Source organism: Mycolicibacterium neworleansense (assembly GCF_001245615.1).
In the GTDB taxonomy this organism is placed as follows: Bacteria; Actinomycetota; Actinomycetes; order Mycobacteriales; family Mycobacteriaceae; genus Mycobacterium; species Mycobacterium neworleansense.
This window is the reverse complement of sequence record NZ_CWKH01000001.1, coordinates 2,947,613-2,960,208: the sequence shown is the minus strand read 5'-3', so window position 1 is coordinate 2,960,208 and position 12,596 is coordinate 2,947,613. Positions and strand designations below refer to the sequence as shown.

Here is a 12,596-nt window from a genome sequence, read left to right as displayed (position 1 = left end):
GTCAGCTCACCTCGAAGGGGTAGTCCAGCGTCGGCAGCCACTGCGCCCACGCCGACTTCAGCCTTCCGTCGGCGATGATCCGGGCCAGTGCACCATCAAGGGCCGCAAGGGTTTCGGGCCGGTCCTTGGCGACGGCGATGCCCCACGGGTTGTTGGTCTTGACCACGAAGGCGAGCTCGAAGTCCGGATCGGAGTCGCCGAGCGGGACGAACACGACGTCGTCGTCACAGACGGCGTCGACCTCACCCGAGCGCAAGGCGGCCAGCATGTCCTCGTAGACGTGCTCCGACTCGAACTCGATCACCTCGGCCCCGGTGAACGAGGCGGCCAGGTTGTAGTTTGCCGAGGCGCGGATGGCGGCGATCCGTTTGCCGGCCAGGCCCGCGGGGTTGGGCACGCCCTCGCCGCGGCGCATCAGGATGCCTTCGTGGAAGATCCCGTACGGCCGGGTGAAATCGGCCTGCTCCAGGCGGGCGGGGATGATGCCCTGCCCGCACAGCACACCGTCCACCCGATGGTCGCGGGCAGCGGGCAGCATGTCGCCCCACGGCATGATGACCCACTCGAGTTGCCGGTCCAGTTCGGCCGCAAGGAGTTCGGCCACGGCCGGCTCGTATCCGGACCGGCCGCCGGGGGCCGAGGCGAGCCCGAACAGCGGCGGAGCGTCGGCGTCGATGCAGGCCAGGCGCAACGGCTCGGTCACGGGGTGTCCTCCCAGTACATGTTGCGCTCCCAGTCGGTGATGGAGCTGTTGAACCGCGCCCACTCGTCGGTCTTGTACTCCAGTAACAGGTTCCCCAACGGGGCGCCCAGCGCATTGATCAAGTAGTCGTCGGCCTTGAACGCCGCCAGGGCGTCGCCGAGGGTGAGCGGCAGTTCTCCGAACAATTCGGCGTCCGTGCACTCGTAGCTCGAGCCGACGGTGGGTGCGCCGGGGTTGATCTGGTTCTTCAGGCCGTCGTCGATGGAGACCAGCATCGCCGCGTGGGTCAGGTACGGGTTGCATGCCGCATCGGGAAGCTTGTACTCGAGCCGGCCATTGGCCGACAGGCGCACCGTGCAGGTCTTGTTGTCGAGGCCCCAGTTGATCTTCGACGGGGCGAACTGACCCGCGTCCCAGTATCGCTTGTAGGAGTTGACCGTTGACCCCATGATCAGCATCGCGCCCGGGGTGTGGGTGAGTAGCCCGCCCAGGGCGTACTGTCCTTCCTCGGTCAGGTGCAGATCGTGGCGACCTTCGTCGGCCAGGATGTTGACGCCGCCGCGCCAAAGGCTGAAGTTGTGGTGGCAGCCGTTGCCCATGTAACCCTGGCCGGGCTTGGGCATGAAGCTCGCCTCGATTCCGAGCTCCCGGGCGACCTGCTTACAGATCTGCCGGTAGGTCATCAGCCGGTCGGCCGTTGCGTCGCTGTGGTCGAACATCCAGTTGAGCTCGACCTGGCCGGCGTCCTCGAAGTCGCCTTCGACCATCTGGAAGCCCATGAACTTCGCGTAGGTGATCACCTTCTGGTAGATCGCGCGGTATCGCTCAAGGTGCTCGATGTGATAGGCCGGGCTCGAGTCGGGGCGTGATGAAGTGATGAATCCCGGTCCTTCCCAGGTCATCTCGGGCTCGGTGCCGGTGCGCAGTTCCAGCCCGGTGCGATCGGTGAACGCGGCGTGCAGTCGCTTCATCAGGCCGCGCGTGTCGGTCGGCAGGGGAGCGCCGGGATCGACCATCACGTGGTCGGGCTCATACAGGCTGCAGAAGACGCGTGCGGTCTTGTGGTCCCAGGGCAGGACCGAGAAGGTGTCGAGGTCGGGCATCGCGCAGTACTCGGCCGCGCCGACGCCGCCGCCGAGCAGGACGCCCTCGCGGGTGGTCTGCAAGTTGGCGATGGCGGTGCGGTGCTGCATGACCCCGCGGGTCGCCAACCGGGCGAATTGGTCGGCGGGAACGACTTTTCCGACGACTCTCGCAGTGATCGTCACAGCCTGGAAGTAGACGAACTCCACGCCGTACTCCTCGATCGCCGCGAGTGCGGCATCGAGGGCTCCGGGTGCGGAATTGGCCTCACGGTGTTGGTCGAGCGCTGTTGTGCTCATGGACGCGGACCTTTCGGGATGAGTGTGGTGGTTGGATTGGATGGCCCGCTCAGGCCGGGGTGAAGCTGATCGGGAGCTTGTTCGCGCCGGTGTTGCCCGAGTCGGGCATCCAGTCGGCACCGTCGAGCAGCTTCGGGTCACGCAGCCGGCGGGCCAGCAGCGGCAGCGCCTCGGCCATGTCGGCGCGGGCGACGAAGTGCCCCAGGCAGTGGTGCGCTCCGCCACCGAAACCGAAGTGCGGCTTGCGGTCTGCGGCGATGTCGAAGCTGGGCTCCCCGAACACCCGTGGATCGGTGCCCGATGATTCGCTGAACAGGTGGACGGTGGTTCCGGCGCTGATCGCCAGTCCCTGGTATTCGAAGTCCTCAGTGGCCTCGCGGGTCACCCAGCGGACGGTCGGGTTGGTCCGCATCACCTCCTCGACCGCCTTGCCGCCCAGAGCGGGATTCTGCGCGAGCAGATCCCACTGTGCGGGGTGGTCGATTAAGCTCCGCATCGCCAGGCCGAGTTGGTTGCGGGTGGTGTCGTAACCGCCGAAGATCATCAGCACGAAGGCATCGCGCAGTTCGTCGGTGGACAGGCCACCGTCGTTCTTCGCCTGCACCAGCGTGGTGGTGAAATCGTCGCGCGGGTTGGCCTCGCGGTCGGCGATCGCGGCATCGGCGTACTCGAACAGCGTGGCCAGGGCGGCTTCGATCCGCGGCAGCTCCTGTTTGAAGGTGATGCCCATCGCCAGCCCGATGGTGGCGGATTCGCGGGCGATGATTTCCCACTCCGACTCGGGCAGGCCGAGCATGATGGCGATGACCCGGGCGGCGTACGGATCGGCGAACTCTGAGATGAACTCACACTCGCCCCGCTCGGCGAAGGCGTCGATGAGTTCGCCTGCCAGCGCCTGGAATCGAGGCACCAGGCCTTTGATCAACCGCTTGGAGAACGCCGGGTTGAGCAGCGTCCGCAGTCGGCGGTGCTCTTGGCCCTCCTTGTTGAGGATCCAGCTGTTCCACCAATCCAGGAACGGGCCGGCGGTGACCCCGTTGTGGGACGGCCAGTGCACGCTGCCCTGGCGCAGGCTCGGATGGTGCATGAGCTCGCTGACCTCGTGGTAGCGCAGGACGGCGATCCCGTACTCGGTATGGGCGAACCAGCTGGCCTCACGGGCATCGTGGACCACGTCCGAGGTGATCGAGAATGAGGGATCGGTGACCTGCAGGCGAGGCGCCTCGGTGCCGGTGCCGGCGGCGATGGTGTTCGGAGTCATGGCGACTCTCCTTTGGTGATCGTAATTTGGCTGATCGGCTAAACCGGCTGCGCCACAACGGATGTCTCCGGTGTATCGGTCGCGGCCGTCGGGATCGCGTCGGCGTGCGGCGTGGTGCCGTTGGAGTGGGAGCGGACGATGGCCATGTAGAGCAGACCAAGCCCGATGACGACGGCTGACATCAGCAGCACGATGTAGTTGTCGTACCAGGGCGCCTCGGGCGTCCGGGGCCAACAGATGTTGATGATCGCGGCGACCCCATAGACCAGGGCGCCAACGTTGACCACCATCCCCCACCGGCCGAGGCGGTACTTCCCGCTCGGGTTCCATCCTTTGATGCGTGCCCGCAGGGCGGCGAACACGACCATCTGGAAAGCGATGTAGATGCCGACCGAACCGAAGCTGATGAGCTTGGTCAGCGCGTCGGTGGAGACGATCGATCCGATGATGAGGGCGGCGGGGATGACCGCGGCGGCGAGCAGCGCGTACGGAGGCACGTGCCGTTTCTTGTCGAACCGGGCCCACAACTTGGAGCCGACGATCATGCCGTCGCGGCCGTACGAGTAGAGCAACCGGCTGGCCGCGGCCTGCAGGCTCAGGGCGCAGGACACGAACGAGATCAGCACGATGCAGAGCACGATCTTGGATCCGACCGGTCCGAAGGCCGTGGCCAGCACCGTCGAGATCGGATCGACGTCCTCGCCGCGGATCACCGCGCCGATGTCGACGACCGACAGAACCAGGCTGAGGCAGACGAAAGTAGCTGCGGCGCCGCCGATGTAGATCGTCCGTCGCATCGACTTCGGGATCTGCACTCCGGGGTTGCGGACTTCCTCGGCGACGTCACCGCAGGCCTCGAATCCGTAGTACTGGAAAACGCCGATCAGGCTGGCCGCGAGAAACGCGTAGAGGAAGCTGTGCTCGCCCTGCGCCCCGAAGCTGTCGAACAGCACGCCCAGGCCATGGTGACGTTGGGTGAGTAGCAGCCACCCGCCGACGATCAGCGCGCCGATGAGTTCGGCGGTGAAGCCGAAGATCGCGAAGTAGCTCAGCATCTTGGTGCCGGTGAGGTTGATGACGGTGGCCAGCAGCAGCACGATCAGCGCGCAGACGACGGTGGTGTAAACCGTTGAGGTGAAGCCGAAGACGGTCGCCACGAACGGACCGGCACCGTAGGCGACGCCGGCGATGGTGGCCAGCAGTGCGAACATGTACACCCACCCGGTCATCCACGCCCATTTGCGGCCCCACAGTCGGCGGGCCCACGGGTACACGCCGCCGGCCACCGGGAACTGCGCGACGACCTCGCTGAACACCAGCGCGACCAGCATCTGCCCGAAGCCGGCGATCAGCAGGCTCCAGATCATTGGCGGCCCTGCCGCGGCGAGTGCGAACGCGAAGACGGTGTAGATGCCGACGACCGGCGAGAGATAGGTGAAGCCGAGCGAGAAATTGGCCCACAGGCTCATGTCTCGTTTGAACTCGGACTGGAAGCCGAGCGCGGCGAGTTGCGCGTGGTCCTCGTCGTGCGGCTCGGGAGATTTCGACATAGGCGGCCGGCTTTCTGTGTCAGGGGCCATGTTCAGGGGCGGGCTGTGAGACAAGCCATAGAATTAAAACATAAAGGACCATAGTTCATAGTTCAAGACTTATCGCGTACCATCGTCGAAATTGCCCTGGCAGGAGGGAACAGTGGCGGTCGAACAGTTGCGCGGCCTGACCGCGGTAGGGGCCGTGCTGTCGCCGCTGGCGGGCAGTGGCCCACGCACGGATGCCGTGGTGGCGCGGATCTCTGCCGCGATCGGTCTCGGGGTGATCTCTGACGGGGAGCAACTTCCGAGCGAGATCGATCTGGCCACTCAACTCGGCGTATCGACCGTGACCCTGCGTGAAGCGCTGGCCATCTTGCGGGAGCAGGGGCTGGTGGTGACGAAGCGAGGTCGCGGCGGCGGAAGCTTCGTCCGTGCGTCAGCTGAAGACGTGCACACGCGATCGCTCGCGCTGCTGCAGGAGCTGACCGTCGAGGGCTTGCGTGACCTGGGGGACGAGCACTTCGCGGTCGCCGGTGCGACTGCCGTGCTGGCGACCCGCCGAGCCGTGTCAGCCGATATCGCCCGGCTTCGGACGCTGGCCGATCGTCTGGCGAACAGCCAGGACGCGATCGCCAGCCGTCGTGCCGACAGTCGCTTCCAGATCGAGATCGCGGTGTGTTCGCAGTCCGCTCGCCTCACCCGCGCGGAGGTGAACATTCAGGCTGAGCTGGCAGCGATGGTCTGGTTGCCGCGGCTGGGGTTGGACCCCGCGGTTGAGGCGGCCACCCATCACCGTCTTGTCGACGCGATCGAGGCCGGGGATGAGTCTGCCGCGCGATCATTGGCAGAGGAGTACGGCGCGCTGACCATCCGACGGCTCATCGGCCTGCGGATGGAGCTCGCCAGAGCATGAGTCCGCAAGATCGATCCGGCATCCTGCCGGGCGCCGGTGCCGAGGCTGACGCCGATACAGACGGAAGGGCATTCGAGATGATGGCGAACGGAACGGACCGGTCGTTTCGCGCCGAGAACGGCGATGCGGCGCTCGAGTTGGTGTCCGCGGCAGTGACCTCACTCGTCGAGGACATCTTCGCCTCGCTGAGCACGGTCGCAGTCACGACCCGTGCACTGTGGGACCGCGTCGAAGACTCGGGTGCCAGGCCGACCTCGACCGACCTCGCGGCACTCCGCGACCCGGTGATCGCTGAATTGCATCGGCAAGCACATTTGGTGAACGGGGTCGGATTCGTCGTCGCGGACAGCGCGTTGGCCGACGTTCCTCGGTACCTCGAGTGGTGGCAGCCAAACCCCAAAACCGGTGGGGAGGCACAACGACTCGAACTGGATCTCAATCCGGGCAGCGAGTACTTCTACGACTACTCCACGATGGAGTGGTATTCCGTGCCCCGCGATCGCGGCACCCGGTGGGTGTACGGGCCCTACCTGGACTACACCGGCGTCGATCTGTACGTGTGTACGTTCGCCGTGCCGGTGACCTCCGGGCGTGGGGAATTCATCGGCGTGGCAGGCGCCGATGTACCGGTGGCCCGACTGGACGCCGCACTGTTGCCGACGTTCGCCGCGCATCGCACGCCCGTGGCGCTCACCAACTCCGAGGGTCGGGTGATCGTCGCCAACGACGCTGAGCATGTCGCAGGGTCCAAACTTGAGGACCCGAGTTCGCCTACAGCTCTGCCGGTTTCAGCGACACCATGGGCGTTGGTGTCGCTGAGCGGCACTTTGTGAGTGGCCGGCTGACCGGTTGCGCCGGCTCAGCGGGCCAGGCCGTGGGTGTGGCGAAGGAGTAGCGCGAGTTCGGCCAGAACACTGGCCCCGCGGGCCACATCGACGACGTTGTCGCGGCCCAGTTCGGCGCGCATCCGGCTGAACCTCGCCAGCGCCGTCGCTGCGCCGTCCCGCCACAGGCGCCGTGCTTCCTCCGGGTCGGCGGCCAGACTCAGCACCGCAGCCGTCAGCTGATGGCGGGTGTCGGCCAGTTGATCGCGGATAGCGCTGGTGCCCATGGCATCCCACCAGGTCGGCGTGATGTGTGCCCGCAGTCCGCATTCGATCCAGTCCAGGTCGAGTTGGTCGTCGATCGCAAGGAACACGTGCGCCACGGCGGTGATGTCGACGCCCATTCTGGTCGCCGTGCGACTGAGGTCCAATGAGTCCGGGCGCAGCCGGGGCCAACGGTCGCCGAAGTCACGGCGGTGGTGGTGCAGGGTATCGACGTGTCGCCGGTAGGCCGCGATGGTGGTGCCGATGTCGAGGTTGCCGCCGTGGCGTAGCAACAAGCGCCCCGCGGTGTGTTCGATGAAGTGCTGTACCGAGTGCAGCGCAACGTTGCGCTGGGCCGGGCCGCCTGCGGTCTGCTCGAGTGCCTCGCGCCACATTTCATCGATCCCGAAGAGATGGCGCACCACGGTGTAGGCCGCGGCAACCATCGGTGTGGGTACGCCCAGGCGCTCGTCGAGTTGATAGATCAGGCCCGGACCGACGTGGTTGATCAGGTCGTCGGCGATCTGGGTGGCGATGATCTCCCGGGCAAGTCGATGACAAGAGATGTCGGCATCGAGGTGGATGCGGAATGACGTGGGGAAGTAGTCGCGCAACGTGGTAGAGAAGATCGGATCGTCGGGCACCGCGGAATCCAGCAGCTCGTCGCGCACGACGTTTTTGGAATGCGCCAGCAGCACCGCGATCTCCGGACGCGTCAACCCGCGGCCGGCGCGAGTACGCGAGACGAGTTCTACTCTGCTGGGCAGCATTTCGGCAGTGCGGCTGATGCCGGAGACCTGCTCTAGATTATCGATCAGTCGTTCGTGGCGGTTGAGCAGCTGAGCTGCCTGCGCCTCGGCCAGACTGATGGCCCGAACCTGGTTCTCGCAGCCGCGCAGTACCGCGGCGGCGACCTCGGCCTGGCAGCCGGCCAACATCTCGTCGCGTCCGGCAGCGCTGACGCGCTGCGCGAGTAGGGCCGATTGCAGGGCTATCTTGAGGTTGACCTCGCGGTCGGATGAGGCCACTCCCGCGGCATTGTCGATGAAGTCGGCGTTGATCCGGCCGCCGGCCAGAGCGTATTCGACGCGGGCACGTTGCGTCAGCCCGAGGTTCCCACCCTCGCCGATGACGGTCACGCGCAGCTGGTCTGCGTTGACGCGGATGGCGTCGTTGGCCGGATCGGCTGCGTCGGTGTTGTTTTCGCGTGCGGACTTCACATAGGTGCCGATGCCGCCGTTCCACAGCAGATCCGCGTCGGCGGTGAGGATGGCACGGATGACGTCGTTGGGGGTGACGGTTTCTGCGGTGATGCCCAGTGCCTCGCGAGCCGCGACCGGCAGGCCGATTCGCTTGGCATTGCGCGACCAGACCCCGCCCCCGGGAGACAGCTCGGTCCGGTCGTAGTCGTCCCAGCTGCTGGCCGGCATGGCGGCCAATCGGGTTCGCTCGGCGTAGCCGGCCCGTGGGTCGGGATCCGGGTCGACGAAGATGTGGCGGTGGTCGAAGGCCGCCAGCAGTTTGAGATTGGGCGACAACAGCATTCCGTTGCCGAAGACGTCGCCGGACATGTCGCCGATACCCACGACGGTGATGGGTTCGGCGTCGGCATCGCGGCCGAGGTCGGCGAAGTGTGCGCGGACCGACACCCATGCCCCGCGGGCGGTGATGCCCATCTTCTTGTGGTCGTATCCCGCTGACCCACCGGAGGCGAACGCATCTCCCAACCAGAATCCGCGGTCCACCGCCAGCTCGTTGGCGACATCGGAGAATCGGGCAGTGCCCTTGTCGGCCGCCACCACCAGGTAGGTGTCATTTCCGCCGTAGGTCACGGTGTGTTCGGGCGGGCAGACACGATCGTCGAGGAGGTTGTCGGTGAGGTCGAGCAGGCCGGCGACGAAGGTGCGGTAGCACTGTTCGGCACTGACCATCGGGTCCTTTCGCACGAATGCGCCCTTGGCGCCGACCGGTACGATCGGTGAGTTCTTGACGGTCTGGGTCTTCATCAGCCCGAGGACTTCGGTGCGGTAGTCCTCAGGTCGGTCAGAGAATCGAAGCCCGCCACGCGCGACCGGTCCGCTGCGGGCGTGGATTCCCTCGACGTCCTCACTGTCGACGAAGATCTCCCGGAACGGGACGATCGGTCCGCGCGGGTGGAGCATCGAGGAGTCGATGAGAAACGAGGCGTGACGTTTGGGCCGGCCGTCGGAACCACGCTGAAACCAGTTGGTGCGCAACGTCGCCGACATGAATGAGGTGAATGCCCGCAATATCCGGTCCTCATCGACGGACGTGGTTGCCTCGATCAGGCTCTCCAATCGGCTTTGCGCGTCGGCCACCCGTGATTCCCGATCGCACAACTGCGGGTCGAACCGTGCCGCGAACAGGTCGACCAGGGTGGCAACGAAGTCTGTATGGTCCGTCAAGGTGTCGAGGACGTAGGCCTCCGACATGGCCAACCCCGCTTGGCGCATGAAGCGGCCGGCCGACCGCACCAGGACGACGTCGCGCCACGTGATGCCCGCCGAGATGATCAGGCGCGCATGGTCATCGATCCGGAAACCATGGGCGCTGCGCGCAGCGAACGCGTCGGCAACCTTGTTCTCGCTGCCGGCACGCCACTTGTCCGGGGCAACGAAATCGAATGCCGACACGGTCAATGGATGACCGGGGACTGTGACTGGATACTGGTTGGCCACCTGGAGGCCGAAATGGTCGAACAGGGCGCAGGCCTCGGTCAGCAACGGTGCCGGGTCGGCCCAGGCGACCACCGCGCGGTGGGTCTGTGGCGCGCCGGGGCCGACGAAGAGCATCTGCTCGAGCGGCGGCTCGTCCGTCGACTGCATCCGGTTGAGCGCATCGGCGATCGCGTCGGCATCCAGCCGCCCGGCGGTGGCGACGTCACAGCTCATCACAGTCTCTCCATTCGGCATTTCCTGCTGTTCGAGGCCCACAGTGTCGAAGACTTCGGCTGCGGTCCGGAATCTCCACTATGGACAACTATCTGAATGAAATTGTCCAACTCGGCGATGGGCGCCATAGCCTGGTGATTCATAGGCTGACGTCACATCGACGGAAGGAACGAGCGAGATGACGATGCTCGACACGGTGATCGGCGGGCCGGAACTGCGCCAGGAACGCCGACTGGTTACCGAGGTGCCCGGGCCCCGGTCGCGCGAACTGGCTGCGCGCCGTGCCGGCGCCCTGCCCGCGGGCCTGTCCAGCAGCGCGCCGATCTACGCGGCCGGTGCCGGCGGCGGGGTGATCGTCGACGTCGACGGCAACTCGTTCATCGACATGGGCAGTGGCATCGCCGTCACCACCGTGGGCAACGCCGCGCCGGCCGTCGTCGCGCGCGCCACCGATCAGCTGGCCCGCTACACCCACACCTGTTTCCTGGCCACCCCCTACGAGCCCTATATCGAGGTGGCCGAAAGGCTCAACCAACTCGCCCCCGGAGCATTCGAGAAGCGCACCGCACTGTTCAACACCGGCAGCGAAGCCGTCGAGAACGCCGTCAAGTATGCCCGCGCCGCCACCAAGCGGCCCGCCGTCGTGGTCTTCGACCACGCCTTCCACGGCCGTTCGCTGCTGACGATGACCATGACCGCCAAGAACCAGCCCTACAAGCACAGCTTCGGGCCGTTCGCTCCCGAGGTGTATCGCGCGCCGATGGCCTATCCGTACCGCTGGCCGTCCGGTCCGGAAAACTGCGCCGCCGAAGCGTTCAGCCAGTTCGCCCAACTGATCGACGCCCAGATCGGCGCCGACGCGGTGGCCTGCGTCGTCGTCGAACCCATCCAGGGTGAAGGCGGATTCATCGTTCCCGCCGAGGGATTCCTGCCCGCGGTGGCCGACTTCTGCCGCGACCGCGGCATCCTGCTGGTCGCCGACGAGGTGCAGGCCGGCATCGCCCGCACCGGAACATGGTTCGCCAGTGAGCATGACGGTTTGGTGCCCGACATGATCGTCACCGCCAAGGGCCTGGCCGGAGGAATGCCACTGGCGGCGGTCACCGGACGCGCCGACATCATGGATGCCGCGCATCCCGGCGGGATCGGAGGCACATACAGCGGCAACCCGGTGGCCTGTGCCGCCGCCCTCGGTGTCTTCGACGAGATCGAGCAGCATCGATTGCTCGACCGTGCGCAAGTCATCGGCGACATTCTGGTGCGCGAACTTCGCGAGATCGCCAGCACGACAGACGTTCTCGGCGATATCCGGGGCCGTGGCGCCATGATCGCCGCCGAGCTCGTCGTTCCCGGCACTCGTACCCCCGACCGCGACGCCGTGGCCGCCGTCAGCCGCCACTGCCTGGACAACGGCGTGCTGACACTGACCGCCGGAACCTTCGGCAATGTGTTGCGGTTCCTGCCGCCGCTGTCGATCTCAGACGACCTGCTCATCGAGGCGTTGGCGGTCGTACGCGACGCCTTTGCCGCCCTCTGATTCATCTTCATCCACCGAATCTCGCCTAGGAGTTACCCCATGACGCTGACCGCCCCCGCCGTACCGGTTGCCAAGAAGTCCTCTTACCGGCCGTTGGAGTTGTTCGATACCGATCGCTTGCTTGATCAGGATGAGCGCGATATCGCCGCGACAGTGCGGCAGTTCGTCGATGCCCGGCTGCGGCCGAATGTCGAGGGGTGGTTCGAATCGGCCACCCTGCCTCGGGAGTTGGCCAAAGAGTTCGGCGGCCTGGGCGTGCTGGGCATGCACCTGCAGGGCTATGGCTGCGCGGGCACCAACGCGGTGAGCTACGGGCTGGCCTGTATGGAGTTGGAAGCCGGCGACAGCGGTTTCCGCAGTTTCGTCTCGGTGCAGGGCTCGCTGTCGATGTTCTCGATCTACCGCTACGGGTCCGAGGACCAGAAAAACGAATGGCTGCCCAAGCTGGCCACCGGTGAGGCGATCGGCTGTTTCGGGTTGACCGAGCCGGACTTCGGGTCCAACCCGGCCGGCATGCGCACCCGCGCCCGCCGCGATGGTGCCGACTGGGTGCTCAACGGCACCAAGATGTGGATCACCAACGGCAACCTGGCCGATGTGGCCACGGTGTGGGCCCAGACCGACGACGGCATCCGGGGCTTCCTGGTGCCGACCGATACTCCGGGGTTCACCGCCAACGAGATTCACCGCAAGCTGTCGCTGCGCGCGTCGGTGACCTCCGAGCTGGTGCTCGACAATGTGCGGCTGCCCGCCTCGGCGCAGCTGCCGCTGGCTCAGGGATTGTCCGCGCCGCTGTCATGCTTGAACGAGGCTCGGTTCGGCATCGTGTTCGGGGCTCTTGGTGCGGCCCGGGACAGCTTGGAAACCGCGATCGACTACGCGGGCTCGCGTGAGGTGTTCGACAAGCCCTTGTCGAGCTACCAGCTCACCCAGGAGAAGCTGGCCAACATGACCGTTGAGCTGGGCAAGGGCATGCTGCTGGCCATCCACCTGGGTCGGATCAAGGACGCCGAGGGGGCGCGGCCCGAGCAGATCAGCCTGGGCAAGCTCAACAACGTGCGCGAAGCGCTGGCCATTGCCCGCGAATGCCGCACCCTGCTCGGTGGCAGCGGCATCACCCTCGAATACTCACCGCTGCGCCACGCCAACAACCTCGAATCCGTGCTCACCTACGAAGGCACCTCCGAAATGCACCTGCTGTCCATCGGCAAAGCCCTCACCGGCCAGGCCGCCTTCCGCTGAGCCGTTGCAACCTGATTGGAGCAATC

At 66.1% G+C, this 12,596-nt stretch carries 9 protein-coding genes; 4 read left to right on the top strand and 5 right to left on the bottom strand.

Features of this window, described 5'->3' with window-relative positions; all coding sequences use genetic code 11:
* Position 1 precedes the first annotated feature (1 nt).
* The 4 genes from BN2156_RS14120 to BN2156_RS14105 are packed head-to-tail and all read right to left on the bottom strand — an operon-like array spanning position 2 to position 4,896.
* Positions 2 to 703, bottom strand: coding sequence for a substrate-binding periplasmic protein (locus BN2156_RS14120; protein ID WP_090514793.1), 702 nt, complete (start codon positions 701 to 703; stop codon positions 2 to 4).
* A complete protein-coding gene (locus BN2156_RS14115) occupies positions 700 to 2,085 on the bottom strand; it encodes a glutamine synthetase family protein (RefSeq protein WP_090514789.1) in 1,386 nt (461 codons plus the stop codon). Before BN2156_RS14115 ends, BN2156_RS14120 begins: the two co-directional genes overlap by 4 nt.
* A 49-nt stretch (positions 2,086 to 2,134) precedes the next feature.
* Positions 2,135 to 3,346 carry a cytochrome P450 gene (locus BN2156_RS14110; protein WP_090514786.1) on the bottom strand — a complete coding sequence of 404 codons (1,212 nt, stop codon included), beginning with the start codon at positions 3,344 to 3,346 and terminating at the stop codon, positions 2,135 to 2,137.
* Between the two features lie 38 nt (positions 3,347 to 3,384).
* Positions 3,385 to 4,896, bottom strand: coding sequence for an APC family permease (locus BN2156_RS14105; protein WP_090514783.1), 1,512 nt, complete (start codon positions 4,894 to 4,896; stop codon positions 3,385 to 3,387).
* Positions 4,897 to 5,038: 142 nt separating this feature from the next.
* Between BN2156_RS14105 and BN2156_RS14100 the strand changes: the two genes are divergently transcribed.
* Together BN2156_RS14100 and BN2156_RS14095 are read left to right on the top strand one after the other, a co-directional pair.
* On the top strand, positions 5,039 to 5,791 hold the full coding sequence (locus BN2156_RS14100; protein WP_210436606.1) for a FadR/GntR family transcriptional regulator: 753 nt from the start codon (positions 5,039 to 5,041) through the stop codon (positions 5,789 to 5,791).
* Positions 5,788 to 6,624, top strand: coding sequence for a cache domain-containing protein (locus tag BN2156_RS14095; RefSeq protein WP_090514781.1), 837 nt, complete (start codon positions 5,788 to 5,790; stop codon positions 6,622 to 6,624). The genes BN2156_RS14100 and BN2156_RS14095 overlap by 4 nt, the downstream gene beginning before the upstream one ends.
* A gap of 26 nt (positions 6,625 to 6,650) precedes the next feature.
* On the opposite strand, the gene BN2156_RS14090 is transcribed toward BN2156_RS14095, so the two are convergent.
* Entirely contained in the window at positions 6,651 to 9,791 is a 3,141-nt protein-coding gene (locus BN2156_RS14090; protein ID WP_159402837.1) for an NAD-glutamate dehydrogenase domain-containing protein, read from the bottom strand.
* Between the two features lie 184 nt (positions 9,792 to 9,975).
* Between BN2156_RS14090 and gabT the strand changes: the two genes are divergently transcribed.
* Both gabT and BN2156_RS14080 read left to right on the top strand, forming a co-directional pair.
* Entirely contained in the window at positions 9,976 to 11,328 is a 1,353-nt protein-coding gene (gene gabT, locus BN2156_RS14085; RefSeq protein WP_090515916.1) for a 4-aminobutyrate--2-oxoglutarate transaminase, read from the top strand.
* A gap of 39 nt (positions 11,329 to 11,367) precedes the next feature.
* A complete protein-coding gene (locus tag BN2156_RS14080; RefSeq protein WP_090514776.1) occupies positions 11,368 to 12,570 on the top strand; it encodes an acyl-CoA dehydrogenase family protein in 1,203 nt (400 codons plus the stop codon).
* Positions 12,571 to 12,596 lie beyond the last annotated feature (26 nt).